Origin of the sequence: uncultured Piscinibacter sp. (assembly GCF_937952055.1) — a bacterium.
GTDB lineage: Bacteria > Pseudomonadota > Gammaproteobacteria > Burkholderiales > Burkholderiaceae_C > Piscinibacter.
The window spans coordinates 43,745-62,983 of record NZ_CALFYO010000032.1 but is presented as its reverse complement, the minus strand read 5'-3'; the positions used below and the strand labels follow the sequence as shown (position 1 = coordinate 62,983).

General features: G+C 68.3%; 15 protein-coding genes. 5 read left to right on the top strand and 10 right to left on the bottom strand.

Annotated features, from left to right (window positions below):
- Positions 1–7: 7 nt before the first annotated feature.
- Together Q0599_RS22990 and Q0599_RS22985 are read right to left on the bottom strand one after the other, a co-directional pair.
- Positions 8–781 (bottom strand): SDR family NAD(P)-dependent oxidoreductase, encoded by a 774-nt coding sequence (locus Q0599_RS22990; protein WP_298834894.1) that lies wholly within the window; start codon positions 779–781, stop codon positions 8–10.
- Between the two features lie 57 nt (positions 782–838).
- Positions 839–3,511, bottom strand: a complete 2,673-nt coding sequence (locus Q0599_RS22985; protein ID WP_298834892.1) for a bifunctional acetate--CoA ligase family protein/GNAT family N-acetyltransferase — start codon at positions 3,509–3,511, stop codon at positions 839–841.
- 171 nt (positions 3,512–3,682) lie between these two features.
- On the opposite strand from Q0599_RS22985, the gene glgC reads away from it, so the two are divergent.
- From glgC to Q0599_RS22970, 3 genes are all read left to right on the top strand, one after another.
- The gene (gene glgC / locus Q0599_RS22980) at positions 3,683–4,966 is read left to right on the top strand and encodes a glucose-1-phosphate adenylyltransferase (RefSeq protein WP_298834890.1); all 1,284 of its coding nucleotides are present in this window, start codon (positions 3,683–3,685) and stop codon (positions 4,964–4,966) included.
- A 23-nt stretch (positions 4,967–4,989) separates the two neighbouring features.
- On the top strand, positions 4,990–7,602 hold the full coding sequence (locus Q0599_RS22975) for a cation-translocating P-type ATPase (RefSeq protein ID WP_298834888.1): 2,613 nt from the start codon (positions 4,990–4,992) through the stop codon (positions 7,600–7,602).
- A gap of 94 nt (positions 7,603–7,696) precedes the next feature.
- Positions 7,697–8,020: an EF-hand domain-containing protein gene (locus tag Q0599_RS22970; RefSeq protein ID WP_298834886.1), complete on the top strand. Its 324-nt coding sequence runs from the start codon at positions 7,697–7,699 to the stop codon at positions 8,018–8,020.
- Here the strand turns inward: Q0599_RS22970 and Q0599_RS22965 are convergent.
- Positions 7,981–8,556: a cob(I)yrinic acid a,c-diamide adenosyltransferase gene (locus tag Q0599_RS22965; protein WP_298834884.1), complete on the bottom strand. Its 576-nt coding sequence runs from the start codon at positions 8,554–8,556 to the stop codon at positions 7,981–7,983. The two genes, Q0599_RS22970 and Q0599_RS22965, sit on opposite strands and share 40 nt — an antisense overlap.
- Before the next feature lie 35 nt (positions 8,557–8,591).
- Between Q0599_RS22965 and Q0599_RS22960 the strand changes: the two genes are divergently transcribed.
- Positions 8,592–10,007, top strand: a complete 1,416-nt coding sequence (locus Q0599_RS22960) for an FAD-linked oxidase C-terminal domain-containing protein (RefSeq protein WP_298834882.1) — start codon at positions 8,592–8,594, stop codon at positions 10,005–10,007.
- Between the two features lies 1 nt (position 10,008).
- Here Q0599_RS22960 and Q0599_RS22955 read toward each other — a convergent pair whose 3' ends face one another.
- From Q0599_RS22955 to Q0599_RS22935, 5 genes are all read right to left on the bottom strand, one after another.
- Complete coding sequence (locus tag Q0599_RS22955) at positions 10,009–11,637, bottom strand: SpoVR family protein (RefSeq protein WP_298834880.1); 1,629 nt, start codon at positions 11,635–11,637, stop codon at positions 10,009–10,011.
- Positions 11,634–12,911, bottom strand: a complete 1,278-nt coding sequence (locus Q0599_RS22950) for a YeaH/YhbH family protein (protein ID WP_298834878.1) — start codon at positions 12,909–12,911, stop codon at positions 11,634–11,636. Before Q0599_RS22950 ends, Q0599_RS22955 begins: the two co-directional genes overlap by 4 nt.
- A gap of 26 nt (positions 12,912–12,937) precedes the next feature.
- The gene (locus Q0599_RS22945; protein WP_298834876.1) at positions 12,938–14,860 is read right to left on the bottom strand and encodes a PrkA family serine protein kinase; all 1,923 of its coding nucleotides are present in this window, start codon (positions 14,858–14,860) and stop codon (positions 12,938–12,940) included.
- 329 nt (positions 14,861–15,189) lie between these two features.
- On the bottom strand, positions 15,190–16,083 hold the full coding sequence (locus Q0599_RS22940; protein ID WP_298834874.1) for a ParB/RepB/Spo0J family partition protein: 894 nt from the start codon (positions 16,081–16,083) through the stop codon (positions 15,190–15,192).
- Positions 16,084–16,102: 19 nt separating this feature from the next.
- On the bottom strand, positions 16,103–16,678 hold the full coding sequence (locus Q0599_RS22935) for an alpha/beta hydrolase (protein WP_298834871.1): 576 nt from the start codon (positions 16,676–16,678) through the stop codon (positions 16,103–16,105).
- Positions 16,679–16,695: 17 nt separating this feature from the next.
- Here Q0599_RS22935 and argC point away from each other — a divergent pair, with 17 nt between their 5' ends.
- Positions 16,696–17,637 (top strand): N-acetyl-gamma-glutamyl-phosphate reductase, encoded by a 942-nt coding sequence (argC, locus tag Q0599_RS22930; protein ID WP_298834869.1) that lies wholly within the window; start codon positions 16,696–16,698, stop codon positions 17,635–17,637.
- Between the two features lie 12 nt (positions 17,638–17,649).
- Here the strand turns inward: argC and Q0599_RS22925 are convergent, their stop codons facing one another.
- The gene (locus Q0599_RS22925) at positions 17,650–18,405 is read right to left on the bottom strand and encodes a GNAT family N-acetyltransferase (protein ID WP_298834867.1); all 756 of its coding nucleotides are present in this window, start codon (positions 18,403–18,405) and stop codon (positions 17,650–17,652) included.
- 44 nt (positions 18,406–18,449) lie between these two features.
- Positions 18,450–19,223: an AAA family ATPase gene (locus Q0599_RS22920; RefSeq protein WP_298834865.1), complete on the bottom strand. Its 774-nt coding sequence runs from the start codon at positions 19,221–19,223 to the stop codon at positions 18,450–18,452.
- Positions 19,224–19,239 lie beyond the last annotated feature (16 nt).

Genomic DNA, 19,239 nt, shown 5'->3' with positions numbered 1-19,239 from the left:
CGTGCGTTCAGGCCCAGCCGGCGTCGACGACGAACTCCTGCGCCGTCACCATGCGCGCGGTGTCGGCCGCGAGGAAGAGCACCATGTGCGCGATGTCGCGGCCGACAATGCGTCCCGGGATGCAGTGGTTGCGGTCCATCTCGCGCTCGCCTTCGGCGTCGACCCACAAGGCGAGCTGGCGCTCGGTCATCACCCAGCCGGGCACCACGCAGTTGACGCGGATGCTGTCGGGCCCGAGCTCTCGCGCCAGGCAGCGCGTGAAGCCGAGCATCGCCGACTTGGCGGTGGCGTAGACGGCCAGCTCCCGCGCCTTGTTCTTCCAGCTGCCCGAGCCGATGTTCACGATGCTGCCGCCGCCGCGCCCGCGCATCGAGGCAAGCACCGCCTGGGTGGCGAAGAAGTGCGGCCGCAGGTTGACGGCGATGCGCTCGTCGAAGTAGGCGGGGGTGAGCTCCTCGAGGCGGTGGCGCTGGTCGTTGGCAACGTTGTTGACCAGCACGTCGACGCCGCCCACCGCTTGGGCGAGCCGCGCGATCGCCGCCTGCAGCGCGGGCACGTCGGCGACATCGCAGGCCTCGAAGCACGTACCGGGCAGGCCGGCGGCGAGCGCGGCGCCGGCCAGCGCATCGAGGTCGACGAAACCGGTGCGGCAGCCCTGTTCGGCGAATGCGCGCACGATGTCGGCGCCGATCCCGCCCGCGCCGCCGGTGACGATCACACCCTTGCCGCGCAGGCTGTGGAAGGTGGCGCCGGCGAAGGACACCTGTGGAACATCGGCCATGCTCGCTCCTCTCGCGCGACCATCCGGGGCGCGTCGACGATTGTGCCCAGCCGTCGCTCAGGCGGCCGCAGCCAGATCAAGCTCGATCCAGCGCGTGCCCGGCTCGTGGCGGTGCGGCTCGTCGCTGAAGCCGAGGTCGCGCGCGAGCTGCAGCATGCGTGTGTTCTCGGACATCACCGTGGCCACCAGTCGCTGCGTGCCGTGCTCGCGCAGGTAGTCGATCATCTGCTTCATCAGCAGCTCGCCCAGGCCAGCTCCCTTGAGCTCGCTGCGCACGATGATGCCGAACTCGGCATCGATGTTGTCGGGGTCGGCGATGGCGCGCACCACGCCCAGCGTCTGCTCGACGCCGTCGGGTCCGGGCGCGGTGGCCACGAAGGCCATCTCGCGCGCGTAGTCGATCTGCGTCAGGCGCGCGAGCTCGCTGCGCTCGATGCTGCGCCGGCTGTAGAAGACGCGCATGCGCACGTCCTCGGGGTCGAGGTGCTCCAGGAACTCGAGGTGCTGCGCCTCGTCTTCCGGCCGAATCGGCCGCAGCGTGAGCGGGCGGCCCTGCCAGATCCGCGTCTGCGCGAGCTGCGCCGGGTAGGGACGGATGGCGAAATTCAGCGCACCGGCCGGCGCCGCCATGCTGACGCGAATGCGCGCGTCCAGCGCCACCGCACCGCTCGCATCGACGATCAGCGGATTGATGTCGAGCTCGGCGATCTGCGGCACGTCGGCGAGCAGCTGCGACACCGCGATCAGCACGCGCAGGATGCTCGCCTCGTCGGCCGGCGGCGTGTCGCGGAATCCGCGCAGCAGCCTGGCCACGCGCGTGCGCGACACCAGCGCACGCGCGAGCGGCTCGTTCAGCGGCGGAAGGGCCACGGCGCGGTCGGCCAGCACCTCGACCGCCGTGCCGCCCTGGCCGAACAGGATCACGGGGCCGAACACCCGGTCGATGCTGGCACCGACGATCAACTCCTGCGCGCCCGCGCGCCGCACCATGGCCTGCACGGTGAATCCGTCGATGCGCGCCTGCGGTCGTTGGGCGCGCACGCGCGCGAGCATTTCGACGGCCGCCGCCTGCACCTGCGCATCGCCCTCGAGCCCGAGCACCACACCGCCCACGTCCGACTTGTGGGAGATGTCGGCGCTGAGGATCTTCAGCGCGACCGGGAAGCCCATCGCCTTGGCTACCGCCGCCGCCTCGGCGGGGTCGGCACCGACACGCTGCGTCGCCACCACCGGGATGCCGTAGGCAGCGAGCACCGTCTTCGCCTCGGGCTCGGTGAGCATCTCGCGGCCGCTGCCGAGGACGTGCTGCACGAGCTGGCGCACCGCCTTCAGGTCCGGCTCGGCGCTCTGGGCTGGCCGCGCCGGCGCCGCCTCGATCAGCTGCGCCTGGTTGCGCCGGTAGGTGACGAGCATGCCGAAGGCGCGCACCGCCTCCTCTGGTGTCTCGTAGCCGGCGATTCCGGCCTCGCGAAAGATGGTGCGCGCCTCGGCCACCGAGTCGCCGCCCAGCCAGCAGCCGAGCACGCGCGGCGGGCTCTGGCTGGCCAGGGGCACGAGCGCACGGGCGATGTCGGCGCTCGGCACGATCGCGGTGGGCGCGTGGATGAAGAGCACGGCGCCGGCGGACGGGTCGGCGTTGATCGCCTCGAGGGCCTGCACGTAACGCTGCGCCGGCGCATCGCCGATGATGTCCACCGGGTTGCCGCGTGACCAGTTGGCAGGCATCTGCGCATCGAGCCGCGCCATCGTCCCGGCGCCGAATTCGGCGAGATCGACGCCGGACAGCGCCGCGCAGTCGGCCGCCATCACGCCGGCGCCGCCGCCGTTGGTGAGGATGGCGAGCTGCTCACCGCGGTTGGCGCGAAAGCGAGTCAGCGTCTCGGCCGCGAGGAACAGCTGCTGCATGGTGTCCACGCGCAGCATGCCGGCGCGCGCGATGGCGGCGTCGTAGACGATGTCCGAGCCCGCCAGCGCCCCGGTGTGCGAGGCCGCGGCGCGCTGGCCCTGCGCCGAACGGCCCGACTTCACCACGATCACCGGCTTGTTGCGCGCGGCCGCGCGAGCCGCCGACATGAATTTGCGCGGCGCCTCGACCGACTCGATGTAGAGCAGGATCGCGCGCGTGTTCGCATCGCTGCCGAGGAAGTCGAGCATGTCGCCGAAATCGACGTCGGCGTGCTCGCCCAGCGAGACGAGGTGGGAGAAGCCAATGCGCCGCGAGCGCGCCCAGTCGAGCATGGCCGTCATCAGCGCGCCCGACTGGGTGACGAAGGCCAGTTCGCCGGGCAGTGCGTCGACATGCGCGAAGCTGGCATTCAGCCCCCGATGCGGCACCAGCATGCCGATGCAGTTGGGGCCGAGGATGCGCAGCAGATGGGGCTTGGCTGCATCGAGCATCGCCTGGCGCTGCGCCTTGTCGAGCCCGGCGGTCAGCACCACGGCGGCGCGCGTGCCGGCGGCGCCCAGTTCGGCCACCAGCCCCGGCACGGTGGCCGGCGGTGTGCAGAGGATGGCCAGCTCCGGGACCTCGGGCAGGTCGGCCACGCGGCCATACACCGGCTCGCCGTCGAGACTCTGGTGGCGCGGGTTGACCGCGAAGCGGCGCCCCTCGAAACCACCGCCGTTCAGGTTGCGCCACACCGTCGCGCCGACGCTGCCCGGTCGTTGCGAGGCACCGATCACCGCCACCGAGGCGGGGTCGAAGAGATGGTCGAGGTGGCGGATGCTCATGGGGCTCGATGATGGCCCGGGATCGTGACGGATCCTCGCCTCAACCCTTGATCGTGGTCAATCGATATTGCCGCGGCCCGGCCATTGATGAATGGCAATCGACGCGGGCGGCCCGGGGCCTACGCTGTCTGTCCTTCCCTCCGCGCCGGGTTGCGGCGTGAGGAGTCCACGATGCCGAGTCGCGCCCGCACTGCCGCTGCCCCCGACATGCGCCTGACCCAGCGCACCTACGCGCTGGTGCTGGCCGGCGGACGGGGCACGCGCCTGCACCAACTCACCGACTGGCGCGCCAAGCCGGCGGTTCCCTTCGCCGGCAAGCTGAAGATCATCGATTTCCCGCTGTCCAACTGCGTCAACTCGGGCATCCGCCGCATCGGCGTGCTCACGCAGTACAAGGCGCAGAGCCTGATCCGCCACATCGAGCGCGGTTGGGGCTTCCTCGAGATGAACCTGGGCGAGTACATCGACGTCGTGCCGGCACAGCAGCGCATCGACGAGGGCTGGTACAGCGGCACCGCCAACGCGGTCTACCAGAACCTGGACATCCTCCACGAGGCCGAGGCCAACCACGTGCTGGTGCTCGCCGGGGACCATGTCTACAAGATGGACTACGCCTGCATGCTGGCCGATCACGTCGGCCGCGGCGCCGACCTGACGGTGGCCAGCATCGAGGTGCCGCTCGCGCAGGCGCGCGAGTTCGGCGTCTTGCGCGTCGATGGCGAACAGCGCGTGCTGTCCTTCGTCGAGAAGCCCGAGCACGCCGAGCCTCTGCCCGGCCGCGACGACGTGACGCTGGCCAGCATGGGCATCTACGTGTTCGACGCCAAGGTGCTGGTCGACGAGCTGGTGCGGGACGCACTCGACGCCGACTCCTCCCACGACTTCGGTCGCGACCTGATTCCGCGCATGCTGCAGACGCACCGCGTGTTCGCCCACCGCTTCGAGGACTCGTGCGTCAGCCGCGCCGGCACGCGCCCCTACTGGCGCGACGTCGGCACGGTCGATGCGTACTGGGAGGCCAACCTCGACCTCACGCATGTGGTGCCCAAACTCGACCTCTACGACGACCGCTGGCCGATCCTCAGCCTGCAGCGCCAGCTGCCGCCCGCCAAGTTCGTCTTCGACGACGAGGGCCGGCGCGGCATGGCGGTCGACTCGCTGGTCTCGAGCGGCTGCATCGTCAGCGGCGGCACGGTGCGGCGCTCCATCCTCTTCTCCAAGGTGCGCGTCGGCGACCGCAGCCTGGTCGAGGACTCGGTGGTGCTGCCCAACGTGGTGGTCGGCAGCGACGTGACCATCCGCCGCGCGGTGATCGACAAGCGCTGCGTGATCGCCGACGGCATGCAGATCGGCGTCGATCCCGAGGCCGACCGCGAGCGCTTTCACGTCACCGAACGAGGCGTGGTGCTGGTGACGCCGGACATGATCGGGCAGTCCGTTCATACGGTGTATTGATCCGCCCCCGAGAATCGGGGCCGATGCATACCCACTGGCACCTTCGCGACGCCCGCGACCTGGCCCGCGAGCATGGCGTCGACCCGGCGCTCGGACTCGACGAGGCCGAGGTCGCCCTGCGCGCGGTGCAGCACGGTCCGAACGTGATCGCCGGTGGCGCGCGACGCTCGCTGCTGGCGTTGCTGTTCGAGCAGTTCAAGGACTTCATGATCGTCGTGCTGCTTGCCGCGGCGATCATCTCGGGCTTGATCGGCGACGTGGTCGACACGCTCGCGATCGTCGTCATCGTGCTGCTCAACGGCCTGGTCGGCTTCGCGCAGGCTTGGCGCGCCGACCGGGCGCTGGCGGCCCTGCGGCAACTCGCCGCCGCGCGCGCCACCGTGCTGCGCGGCGGGCAGCGCCAGCTTGTCCCGGCCAGCCAGCTCGTGCCGGGCGACATCGTGTTGCTCGAGGCCGGCAATCAGGTGCCGGCCGACCTGCGGCTGATCGAGATCGCGCAACTGCGCGTCGATGAATCGGCGCTCACCGGCGAGTCGGTCGCGGTGGACAAGCACGCACGCACACTGCACGAGGCCGCCGCGGCGCTGGGCGACCGGCTCAACATGGCGTTCAAGGGCACGACCGCCGCCCATGGCCGCGGCACCGGGCTCGTCGTCGCCACCGGCATGGCCACCGAGCTGGGCAAGGTCGCCGGCCTGCTCGACCGCGCCGGGGAACTGAAGACCCCCCTGCAGCAGCGACTGGCGGCCTTCGGCAAGCGCCTTGCGCTGGTGGTGCTGGCGATCTGCACACTGATCTTCCTCATCGGCGTGATGCGCGGCGAACCCCCGCTGCTGATGGTGCTGACCGCGGTCAGCCTGGCGGTGGCGGCGATTCCCGAGTCCTTGCCGGCCGTGGTGACGGTGCTGCTGGCGCTCGGCGCACGCCGCATGGTCCAGCACAACGCCTTGGTACGCCGGCTGCCCTCGGTGGAGACGCTGGGCTCGGTGAGCACGATCTGCTCGGACAAGACCGGCACGCTGACGCAGAACCGCATGCAGGCCGAGCAGGTGGTGGCCGAAGAAGCAGCGATGGCCGAGGCCCTGCGTGCCGCCGCACTGTGCAACGATGCGGTCCGCGGGGCGGACGGCGGCTGGCAGGGCGATCCGACCGAGGCCGCGCTGGCCGAACTGGCGGCGTCGCAGGGGCAGGACAGGGTCGCCCTGGAGTCCGCCAGCCCGCGCGTGGCCGAACTGCCCTTCGACGCCGAACGCAAGCGCATGAGCACGCTGCACTCGACCGACGGCGGCTTCGTGCTCTACACCAAGGGCGCGCCGGAGTCGCTGCTGCCGCGCTGCACGGCACGGTGGGGCGGGAGCGGCACGCTGCCGATCGACATCGACGCGCTCATCGCACAGGCCGAGGCGATGGCGGCGCGGGGCCTGCGCGTGCTCGCCTTCGCGCGCCGCACGCTGGCCCGCGCCGACGTCCAGGCGGGCGCCGATGCGCTGGAGCGCGAACTCGCGCTGATCGCGCTGGTCGGCCTGATCGACCCGCCTCGCGCCGAGGCCGCAGCCGCGGTGCGCGACTGCCTGAGCGCTGGCATCACGCCGGTGATGATCACCGGCGACCACCCGGCCACCGCCCGAGCGATCGCGCTGCGGCTGGGCATCGTCGACGATCCGGCGTCCCCGGTGCTGACCGGCACGGCGCTGGCGGAACTCGACGACGCCGGCCTGCGCGCGCGCTGCGCCGACGTGCGCATCTACGCCCGCGTCGACCCGGCACAGAAGATCCGCATCGTCGAGGCGCTGCAGTCGCTGGGCCGTTTCGTCGCCATGACCGGCGACGGCGTCAACGACGCTCCGGCGTTGCAGCGCGCCGACATCGGCGTGTCCATGGGTCGGGGCGGCACCGACGTGGCGCGCGAGGCCTCCAGCCTGGTGCTGCTGGACGACAACTTCGCCACCATCGTCGCGGCCGTGCGCGAGGGCCGGCGCATCTACGACAACGTGCGCAAGTTCGTGCGCTATGCGATGACCGGCAACTCCGGCGAGATCTGGACGCTGTTCCTCGCCCCCATGCTCGGCCTGCCGATCCCGCTGCTGCCGATCCACATCCTGTGGGTCAACCTGGTCACCGACGGCCTGCCCGGCCTGGCGCTCGCTGCGGAGCCGGCCGAACGCGGCGTCATGAAGCGTCCGCCACGACCGCCCGGCGAGAGCCTGTTCGCCGACGGTCTGTGGCAGCACGTGCTCTTCATCGGCCTGCTGATCGGCGGCCTGTGCCTGGCGGTGCAGGCATGGGCACTTTCCAGCGGCCACATGCATTGGCAGACCATGGTGTTCACGGTGCTGACCTTCGCACAGATGGCGCATGTGCTGGCGATCCGCTCGGAGAGCGAGCCGCTGTGGCGGCAGGGCCTGGCATCCAATCTGCCGCTGCTCGGCGCGGTGGGGCTGACGCTGCTGCTGCAGCTGGCGGCGATCTACGTGCCCTGGCTGCAGCCGATCTTCAAGACCGAGGCACTGGCCCCTGCCGAGCTGGCGATCTGCTTTGCCGCCGCGGGGGTGGTGTACCTTGCCGCGGAGGCCGAGAAGGCCTGGCGGCATGGGCGCAGGCAAGCACTTGAAATGACCGGTAAGCAGGCTGGCTGAGGGGGTAACCGCAGTAATGCCCGGCAAGAGCGCTGGCGCGAGGGCGCGTGCGGGGCTGCAATCGAGACCGACAGAACCGCCGAGGAGGTCCGTCATGCCCCTGCGTGCTTCGCTCATTCGCTTCACGCTCGCCGCAGCCTGCACCGGCCTGGCAGTCGCCGGCGAGGCCCAGCCGGCAGCTCCGGTCACAACCGACGCCAAGGGGCGCATGGCGATCGAGGCAGCCTTCAGCAAGACCGACGTCAACGGCGACGGCAAGGTTTCGAAGGACGAGGCGGCCGGGCTGCCGGTCATTGCAGGCCAGTTCGACTCGCTCGACGAGGACCGGGACGGCACGCTGACCCTGGCCGAGTTCGCCGCCGGCTACCACCTCGCCGGTCACTCGGCGCCGCGCGCCAGCTTCTCGCTCTTCCAGTAGACGTCGTCGCCGCCACGCCCGTCGAGATTGGCGCGGTTGAGCACCCGGGCCAGCACGAACAGCAGGTCCGACAGGCGGTTCAGGTACTGGCGCGGCTCGGGGCGTACGGCTTGCGTCAGCCCCAGCGCCACCACGGCCCGTTCGGCGCGGCGCGCCACCGTGCGGCAGACATGCGCGATCGCCGCGCCGCGCGTTCCCGCGGGAAGGATGAACTCCTGCAGCTTGGGCAGCGTGGCGTTGTGCTGGGCCAGCGCCTCGTCGAGCCGAGCCACCGCCTCGGCCTTCAGCAGTTCGAAGCCGGGAATGGAGAGTTCGCCCCCCAGATTGAACAGCTCGTGCTGAACCACGACGAGCAGTTCGCGCACGTCGTCGGGCAGGGCTTCGGCGAGCAGCACGCCGATGTTCGAGTTCAGCTCGTCGACATCGCCCATCGCATGAACGCGCAAGTGGTCTTTGGCCACGCGTGTGCCGTCACCCAGCCCGGTGGTTCCGTCGTCGCCGGTGCGGGTGGCGATCTGCGTCAGTCGTTGTCCCATGGCGCGATGGTAGCCAATGCCTAGAATGGACCGTCATGAACGCCGCCACCGAACTGCCTTTCCAAGTCCAACCGCGCGAGGTCCCCGCCTCGATGCTCGATGCACTGAAGGCGCGCTTCGGCGATCGGTGCAGCACCGCGATGGCCGTGCGCGAGCAGCACGGCCGCGACGAGTCGCCTTTCGACGTGCGCCCGCCCGATGCGGTGGTGTTCTGCGAAAACACCGAGGAAGTGGCGGCGGTGGTCGCGCTCGCGGACCGCCACGCGGTGCCGTTGATCCCCTTCGGCGTGGGCTCGTCGCTCGAGGGCCACCTGCTCGCCGTGCAGGGAGGCATCAGCATCGATCTGTCGCGCATGAACCGCGTGCTGCGCGTGAATCCGGAGGACCTGACGGCCACGGTCGAACCCGGCGTGACGCGCGAGCAGCTCAACCGCGAGATCCGCGACACCGGCCTGTTCTTCCCGATCGACCCGGGCGCGAATGCCTCGCTCGGCGGCATGGCGGCCACGCGCGCCAGCGGCACGAACGCGGTGCGCTACGGCACGATGCGCGAGAACGTGCTCGGCCTGACCGTGGTGACGGCCAGCGGCGAGGTCATCCACACCGGCACGCGGGCGAAGAAGTCCAGTGCCGGCTACGACCTCACGCGGCTGATGGTCGGCAGCGAGGGCACGCTCGGGGTGATGACCGGCATCACGCTCAAGCTGTACCCCATTCCCGAGGCGATCTCGGCGGCGGTGGTGATGTTCTCGACCATCGAGTCGGCGGTGAACACCACCATCCAGATGATCCAGCTCGGCCTGCCGATCGCGCGCTGCGAGCTGCTCGACGTCAACGCCGTGCGCGCGGTGAACCGCCACGACAGGATGAGCCTGCGTGAAGGGCCGATGCTGCTGATGGAATTCCACGGCAGCCAGGCGGGCGTGCAGGAGCAGGCCGAGATGGCCCAGCAGATTGCACGCGACAACGGTGGCGAGGACTTCCAATGGGCGACCACGCCGGAGGAGCGCACGAGGCTCTGGACCGCGCGCCACCGCGCCTATTTCGCCGGCTTGCAGATGAAGCCGGGCTGCCGCACCGTGACCACCGACACCTGCGTGCCGATCTCGCGGCTGACCGAGTGCATCAGCCAGGCGGTGGCCGACGCGGACACAGCGGGGCTGCCTTATTACATCGTCGGCCACGTGGGCGACGGCAACTTCCACATCGCCTACCTGATCGACCCGACGATCCCATCGGAACGCGAGACCGCCGAGCGGCTCAACGATCAGCTGGTGCACCGCGCGCTGGCGATGGAGGGCACCTGCACCGGCGAGCACGGCATAGGCCTGCACAAGCAGGGCTTCCTGGTCGACGAGGCAGGGACGGGCAGCGTGGAAATGATGCGCACGCTCAAGCGAGCGCTCGACCCGAAGAACATCCTGAACCCCGGGAAGATCTTCTCGCTCTGACCTACTGGTGGTGGTTCGGTGGAGCCGGCACCGACCAGTGCTTGGTCACCGTGCCCTGGCCGTTCACGCTGTCCAGGTGCACGCCGAAGCCCCACAGCCGCGCGACATGCTTGAGCACCTCCTGAGCGCTGTCGTGCAGCGGCCGATCGTTGTGCTGCGTGTGGCGCAGCGTCAGTGAGCGGTCGCCGCGAAGGTTGACGCTCCACACCTGGATGTTGGGTTCGCGGCTGCCCAGGTCGTACTGGTGCGACAGCGCCTCGCGCACCGCGCGGTAGCCGGCCTCGTCGTGGATGGCCGAGACCTCGAGCTCGCTCTCGCGCTCGTCGTCGACGATGGAAAACAGGCGGAACTCGCGCATCAGCCGCGGCGACAGGTACTGTCCGATGAAGCTCTCGTCCTTGAAGTTGCGCATCGCGTGGTCCAGCGTCTCCAGCCAGTCGCTGCCGGCCATGCCCGGGAACCACGCGCGGTCCTCGTCGGTGGGGTTCTCGCAGACGCGCTTGATGTCGGTGTACATCGCGAAGCCCAGCGCATAGGGATTGATGCCGCTGTAGTGCTTGTGGCCCACCGGCGGCTGATACACCACGTTGGTGTGCGACTTCAGCCACTCGATCATCATGCCCTCGGACAGGTGACCGTCGTCGTACATGGTGTTGAGCAGCTTGTGGTGCCAGAAGGTGGCCCAGCCCTCGTTCATCACCTGCGTCTGGCGCTGCGGGTAGAAGTACTGCGCCACCTTGCGCACGATGCGCACGACTTCGCGCTGCCAGGGATCGAGCAGCGGAGCGTTCTTCTCGATGAAGTAGAGCAGGTTCTCCTGGGGTTCCTCAGGGAAGCGCCGCGCCTCCTTCTCGCTCGCCATCTTCCCGGCCTTCTTCGGCAGCGTGCGCCACAGGTCGTTGACCTGCTGCTGCGCATAGGCCTCGCGATCCTTGCTGCGCGCCAGTTCCTGCGTCAGGCTCAGCTTGCTCGGCCGGCGGTAGCGGTCGACGCCGTGGTTCATCAGCGCATGGCAGCTGTCGAGCAGGGCTTCCACCGCATCCAGGCCATGCCGCTCCTCGCAGCCGGCGACGTAGTTCTTCGCATAGACCAGGTAGTCGATGATCGACGCCGCGTCGGTCCACATGCGGAACAGGTAGTTGCCCTTGAAGAAGCTGTTGTGTCCGTAGGCAGCGTGGGCGATGACGAGCGCCTGCATCGCCATCGTGTTCTCCTCCATCAGGTAGCTGATGCAGGGGTTGCTGTTGATGACGATCTCGTAGGCCAGGCCCATGTGGCCGCGCTTGTAGTTCTTCTCGGTGGCGATGAACTCCTTGCCGTAGCTCCAGTGGCGATAGTTCACCGGCATGCCCACCGACGCGTAGGCGTCCATCATCTGCTCGGCAGTGATGATCTCGAGCTGGTTCGGGTAGGTGTCCAGGCCGAAGCGCTGCGCCGTCTCGCGAATGACCGCGTGGTACTGCTCGATCAGCTCGAACGACCAGTCGCTCGGCGCAGGCAGGTGCTCGGCTGCGCGCGGCGGGCTGACGATGTCGGCGGCGCGCTTGACGCGCCCCTTGAGCGGCCGGCTCAACTCGGGCTCGAAGAGGTCCGCGGTGCCGTCGGGCACGAAGTTGGCCTTGCGCGTCATGCCGCCGCCCCTTCCTTCTTGAACAGGTCTCGGAACACCGGGTAGATCTGCGACGCCTCGGTCACCTTGCGGATCGCGAAGGCCGTTGTCTCGGCCGCCAGCGCCGCGTACTCGTCCCACAGGTTCTGCTCTTCCTCGGCCACCTGCACGTAGGCAAAGTAGCGGCACAGCGGCAGGATCTTCTCGGCCAGCAACTCGCGGCAGCGGCCGCTGTCGTGGTGCCAGTTGTCGCCGTCGCTCGCCTGCGCACCGTAGATGTTCCACTCGCTGGTCGGATAGCGCGCTCGGGCGATCTCCTCCATGAGCACCAGCGCGCTGGAGACCACCGTGCCGCCCGTTTCGGTGGCGTGGAAGAAGTTCTGCTCGTCGACCTCCTGCGCCTGCGTGTGGTGACGGATGAAGACGATGTCGATCTTCTCGTAGTGGCGCGTCAGGAACAGGTACAGCAGGATGAAGAAGCGCTTGGCGAGGTCCTTGCGCGCCTCGTCCATCGAGCCCGACACGTCCATCAGGCAGAACATCACCGCCTTGCTGGTCGGCACCGGTACGCGCACCCGGCTGCGGTAGCGCAGGTCGATCGGGTCGAGGTAGGGAATGCGCTCGAGCCGCGCGCGCAACTCGGCGATCTCGCGCTCGAGCTCCGGGATCTCGTGTGCGAAGGGATTCGGCTGCGGATGGCGCTTGATGCTCTCGAGCTTCTCCTCCAGCATGCGCAGCTCGCGACGGCTCTCGCTGCCCAGCGCAATACGCCGGCCGATCGCGCCGCGCATCGAGCGCACCACGTGCAGATTGTTCGGCGTGCCGTCACTGGAGAAGCCGGCACGGTGCGTCTTGAACTCGGGCGTGTCGGCCAGCGTGGTGCGCGCCAGGTTGGGCAGCGCCAGATCGTCGAAGAAGACCTGCATGAACTCTTCCTTGCTGAGGTGGAAGACGAAGTCGTCCTCGCCCTCGCCGGAATCGCTCGCCTGCCCCCCGCCGCTGCCGCCACCACCGCCGCCCTTGGGCCGCTCGATGCGGTCGCCGCGCATGTAGTCCTGGTTGCCCGGATGCACCATCTCCCGCTTGCCGCCCTGACCGTGGCCGAACACCGGCTCGGTGATGTCCCGCCGCGGGATGTGGATGTCCTCGCCCTTCTCCATGTCGCGGATGCCGCGCCCGTCCACCGCGCGCTTGACCGCCTCGCGGATCTGCTCCTTGTGGCGGCGCAGGAAGCGCTCGCGGTTGCCGATGGACTTGTTCTTCCCCGCCAGCCGCCGGTCGATGATCTGCTGCAAGGTGTGCCTCCGAGCCCGGGCTCAGCTCACGAACTCTTTCTGACGCGCAGGTACCACTCGCACAGGAGCCTCACCTGCTTGGCCGTGTAGCCCTTGGCGACCATGCGGGTGACGAAATCCTCGTGCTTCTTCGCCTCGTCGGCGCTGGCCTTGGCGTTGAAGCTGATCACCGGCAGCAGCTCCTCGGTGTTCGAGAACATCTTCTTCTCGATCACCGTGCGCAGCTTCTCGTAGCTCGTCCACAACGGGTTCTTGCCGGCGTTGTTGGCGCGGGCGCGCAGCACGAAGTTGACGATCTCGTTGCGGAAGTCCTTCGGATTGGCGATGCCGGCCGGCTTCTCGATCTTCTCCAGTTCCGCATTCAGCGAGGCGCGATCGAACACCTCGCCGGTGTCGGTGTCGCGGTACTCGTGGTCCTGGATCCAGTAGTCGGCATAGGTCACGTAGCGGTCGAAGATGTTCTGGCCGTACTCGCTGTAGCTCTCCAGGTAGGCGGTCTGGATCTCCTTGCCGATGAATTCGGCGTACTTGGTCGCCAGGTGCTCCTTGATGAACGACAGGTACTTCTGCTCGGTCTCCGGCGGAAACTGCTCGCGCTCGATCTGCTGCTCGAGCACGTACATCAGGTGCACCGGGTTCGCGGCAACCTCGGTGCTGTCGAAGTTGAACACCTTGGAGATGATCTTGAAGGCGAAGCGTGTCGAGATGCCGCTCATGCCTTCGTCCACGCCGGCGTAGTCGCGGTACTCCTGGAAGCTCTTCGCGCGCGGGTCGGTGTCCTTCAGGTTCTCGCCGTCGTAGACGAGCATCTTGGAATAGAGCGACGAGTTCTCCGGCTCCTTCAGTCGCGTGAGCACGGCAAACTGGCTCATCATCTTCAGCGTGCCCGGCGCGCAGGTGGCGTTGGCCAGCGACGAGCCGCGCAGCAGCTTCTCGTAGATCTTCACCTCCTCGCTGACGCGCAGGCAGTACGGCACCTTGACGATGTAGATGCGGTCGAGGAAGGCCTCGTTGTTCTTGTTGTTGCGGAAGGCCTTCCACTCGCTCTCGTTGCTGTGCGCGAGCACGACGCCGTCGAACGGGATCGCGCCGAAGCCCTCGGTGCCCTTGAAGTTGCCTTCCTGCGTGGCCGTCAGCAGCGGGTGCAGCACCTTGATCGGCGCCTTGAACATCTCGACGAACTCGAGCAGGCCCTGGTTCGCCAGGCACAGGCCGCCGGAGAAGCTGTAGGCGTCCGGGTCATCCTGCGCGAAGGTCTCGAGCTTGCGGATGTCGACCTTGCCGACCAGCGAGCTGATGTCCTGGTTGTTCTCGTCTCCCGGCTCGGTTTTCGCGATCGCGACCTGCTTGAGCACCGATGGGTAGCGTCTGACGACCCTGAACTTGCGGATGTCGCCGCCAAACTCCTCCAGACGTTTCACGGCCCAGGGTGACAGGATGCGGTTCAGGTAGCGACGCGGAATGCCGTATTCCTTCTCCAGGATCGGGCCGTCCTCGGCGGCGTCGAACAGCCCCAGCGGCGATTCGTTCACCGGCGAGCCCTTGATGGCGTAGAAGGGCACCTCCTGCATCAGCTGCTTCAGGCGTTCGGCGATCGAGCTCTTGCCGCCGCCCACCGGCCCGAGCAGGTAGAGGATCTGCTTCTTCTCCTCCAGCCCCTGCGCCGCATGGCGGAAGTAGGACACGACCTGCTCGATCGAGTCCTCCATGCCATAGAACTCGGCGAAAGCGGGATAGATCTTGATGATCTTGTTGGCGAACAGCCGTGACAGGCGAGGGTCGTTACGCGTGTCGACGGATTGCGGCTCGCCGATGGCCTGGAGCATGCGCTCGGCGGCGGTCGCGTAGGCGACAGGGTTGCGCTTGCACTCGGCGAGGTACTCCTCGAGCGTGAGCTCTTCCTCGCGGGTGCGCTCGTAGCGCGCAGTGAAGCTGCTGATCACATCCATGCCGATCTCCTACGCATCAGGACTGCGGTACACCGGCGTGAATCCGGTCTGCCGCGAGGGGGGAAGTTCTGATGAAGTCCTAAGGGCTCCATCAGAGCTTTCCAGATCGATCGGCCTGCGCTGGGCTGTGGTCGTGTGGTCAAGCTTGCTGCAAATCGCTCCTGCCGTAAACCCGATTAAACCGGGCATTGGATGGCCCTTTGTCACGCGGCGCGTGTCCCAGTGACTTCAGCAAGTAACGTGCCTCACGGCCAAACGGTTGAACCTCATCGTGAAACTGAGCACGTCGCTGCGTGCAAAGTTCCGCGAAGCGACGGCAGGAGAGGGTCTCAGCGAGTGCCGAGGCCCAGCTTGTCGAGCAGGCCGTTGAGTTCCTCGAGCGAGCCGAAGGCGATCGCCACTTCGCCCTGCTCGCCGCGCTTGGTGCGCTTCTTGATGCGGATTTCCACCTTGGCGGTCAGGGCGTCCGACAACTCCTCCTCGATGCGCGCCACGTCGCGCGGCTTCTCGCGTGCGACGCGCAGCAGCGGCTGCTGGCGCTGGTGCTGCAGCTTGGTGACGAGCTTCTCGGCCTCGCGCACGCTCAGCTTGCGCGCCACCACGTCGCCAGCGGCGAGGATCTGCTGCGCTCCATCCAGCGGCAGCAATGCCCGCGCATGGCCCATGTCGAGATCACCCGCCATCAGCATGTGCTGGACCGGCTCGCTCAGATTGAGCAAGCGCAAGAGATTGCTCGCCGCGCTGCGCGAACGGCCGACCGCCTGCGCGGCCTGCTCATGGGTCAATCCGAACTCATCGGTCAGGCGCTTGAGGCCCTGCGCTTCTTCCAGCGGGTTCAGGTCTTCGCGCTGAATGTTCTCGATCAGCGACATTGCCGCGGCGGCCTCGTCGGGCACGTCCTTGACCAGCACCGGCACTTCGTCGAGCCCGGCCAGCTTCGCGGCGCGCGTGCGGCGCTCGCCGGCGATGATCTCGTAGCGCCCGCCGCCCAGCGGACGCACGAGCACCGGCTGCATCACGCCCTGTGCCTTGATGCTCTCTGCGAGCTCGTACAGCGATCCCTCGTCCATGCGCGTGCGCGGCTGGTACTTGCCGGGCTGCAGCACGTCGAGTTTGAGCGCGGTGGGGGCGGCGTCGCCCGCGGGGCGGGGCGTATCCGACACCTTGGGGCCGAGCAGCGCCTCCAGACCGAGCCCGAGGCCCTTGGGTTTCTTCGTGACCATGGGGCGCGATTGTCCGCGATCAGAGGGCGCGCCCGGCCAGCCCGTGCAGAAGTGCCAGGCCGGCCGGCCAGTCGCCCAGACCCGACTCGCCGTTGATGTGGCCGCGAGCGCCGATCTCGACCACTTCGGCGTCCCAGTCGGCAGCCATCTTCAGGGCGCGCGGCATGCTGCAGAAAGGATCGTCATTGCTGAGCACGGCGAGGCTGGCGAAGGGCAAGCGTTCGCGAACGATCGGTCGCCAGTTGAACAGGTTCGGCGGCATGTCCTCGCGCTCGGTGTCCGGTGGCGCGACGAGCAGTGCCGCGGCGACGCGGTGAACATGATTCGAGTGCGCAGCCCACGCGGCAACCAGCTGGCAGCCCAGGCTGTGCGCGACCAACACGGCGCGCCCAGGCGTCTCGATCAGCACTTCGTCGAGCCTTGCCATCCAGTCGCCGCGCCGCGGCCACAGCCAGTCGTCCTGTTCGACGCGGCGGTGTCCATGCAACGCCTCCCATCGGCTCTGCCAATGTTCAGGACCGGAGTCCAGCCAGCCGGGCAGCAACAGCACGGCATGGCCGTCCGGATCAGGGTTTGCCTTATCCTTATCGTCCATCTTTCGGGAAGCGTGACATGAAGACCCGCGTGTTCGTCGACGGCCAGGAGGGCACCACCGGCCTGCGCATCCACGAGTATCTCGCGCAGCGTGCCGACATCGAGGTGTTGCGCATCGACGCTGACAGGCGCAAGGACGCCGCCGAACGCGCCCGCCTGCTGAATGCCGCCGACGTCGCCTTCCTCTGCCTGCCCGATGCGGCCGCGAAGGAAGCGGCCGCGCTGGTCACCAGTCCGACGACCTGCCTGATCGATGCCAGCACGGCCCACCGCACCGCACCGGGGTGGGTGTTCGGTCTGCCCGAACTCGCCCCTGAGCAGCGCGCCGCGCTGCGGGCAAGCAAGCGCATCGCCAATCCAGGCTGCCACGCCTCGGCCTTCATCCTGCTGCTGCGGCCGCTCGTCGATGCGGGCCTCGTGCCAGACTCGCTGCCGATCAGCGCCACCTCGATCACCGGCTATTCCGGCGGTGGGAAGAAGATGATCGAGCAGTACCAGACCGGAGGCGACGTCCGGCTGGAGGCGCCTCGCCCCTATGGGCTCGCGCTCTCACACAAGCACATTCCGGAGATGACGGTGCATGCGCGACTGGCCCAAGCGCCAAACTTCATGCCGATCGTCTCCAATTTCTACAAGGGTCTGGCGGTAAGTGTGCCCTTGCATCTTTGCCAGCTACCGGCGGGCACGACGGGCACCAAGCTGCACGCCGCCCTGGCCAGCCGCTACGCCGGCGAACGCTTCATTCGCGTCATGCCGCTGTCCGATCCCGCCACGCTGGAGGGCGGCTTCTTCGACGTCCAGGCCTGCAACGACACCAACCGCGTAGACATCTTCGTCTTTGCGAGCGACACCCAGGCGCTGCTCATGGCGCGGCTGGACAACCTGGGCAAGGGCGCCAGCGGCGCGGCCGTGCAGGCGATGAACGTGCATCTCGGCGTGGACGAGGGCCTCGGGCTTTGAGGGCCAGCCCGCTCAAGCGACCGATGGATCGCGCGCGCGGTAGTGATAGGCATAGGCGTCGCCGAAGCCGAGCCGGTGGTAGACGGCGCGCGCTGCATGGTTGTCGCCATCCACCTGCAGATAGGCATGCCGCGCACCATGACGGTGCGCCTCGGCCAACAGGTGGGCACACAATCGGCCTGCGAAGCCACGCCCCCGCACCGATTCGGCGGTGAAGATGTCGTAGAGGCCGACGAGATCGGACTCCTGCGCGTACTGTCCACAGGCCACCACCTCGCCGTCGAGGCGCATCTCGAAGGCCCGGAAGGGCACCGGCGACTGCACCAGACGCTGGCCATGGGCGAGGCGCTGCGACAGCGGTGAGCCGCGCAGGGCGCCGACGCGTTGCGCGAACGGCTCCAGCCCGATCGGCTGGATGGTCAGCCCCGCCGGCAGGCTGGGGGGCTCGACCTTGGAAAGTGCCTCCAACAGCATCACCCGCGTGTCGTCGAAACGCTGCATGCCCAAGGCGTCCAGTGTCGCGTCCAGTCCACCCGGCTCGCTGAAGGGGGTGATGCGCACGATCAAGGGCAGTTCGGCTTGCGCGTACACCGGCTCGCACAGTGCCAGCTTTCGCGCCACCGGCATGCGGCCGGCAGCCACCGCGTTGATGCAGCGTGCCCGCTTGGCCTTGCCCGGCGACAGCCGCACCAGCCAGCCGTCGACCCAGCGCTGCTGGGGCGGCGCACTGGCGTTCAGTCCGGCGTCTTCGACGCGGGAGAGCAGCATGGGATCGAATCCGCGCGCGGCGACCGGGTTCATGCGCACGGCGGTCACCGCATCGCGTCGATGCGTCGGACCATCTCGCCCGCGAAATCGACGAACGCTTGCGCGCCGCGCGAGCTCGGGTCGAACACCACGCCGGGCAGGCCGTAACTCGGCGCCTCGGCCAGGCGCACGTTGCGCGGGATCACGGTGTCGAAGACCTTGTCGCCGAAATGCGCCTTCAGCTGTTCGCTGACCTGCTGCTGCAACGTGATGCGCGGGTCGAACATCACGCGCAGCAGGCCGATGATCTGCAGGTCGGGGTTGAGGTTGGCGTGCACCTGCTTGATGGTGTTAACCAGGTCCGACAGGCCTTCGAGGGCAAAGTATTCACACTGCATCGGCACGACCACGCCGTGGGCGGCGCACAGGCCATTGAGCGTGAGCAGGCTCAACGACGGCGGGCAGTCGATCAGCACGAAGTCGTACTCGCCGTCCACCGCGGCGAGCGCGCCCTTCAGCCGCTTGTCACGCCGCTCCAGCTCGACCAGCTCGACTTCGGCGCCGGCCAGTTCCCGATTGGCCCCCAGCACGTCGTAGCCTGTCTTCTCGTTGCGCTGCCGAGCCTCGGCGACGCTGGCGCTTTCCAGCAGCACGTCATAGACGGACAGCGGCAGGGCGCGCTTGTCCACGCCCGATCCCATGGTGGCGTTGCCCTGCGGGTCGAGATCGACCACCAGCACCCGTTGCCCGATGCGCGCCAGTCCGGCGGCGAGGTTGACGGTCGTGGTGGTCTTGCCGACGCCGCCTTTCTGGTTGGCGATGCAGAAGATTCGAGCCATGAGCGCAGCGAGAGCG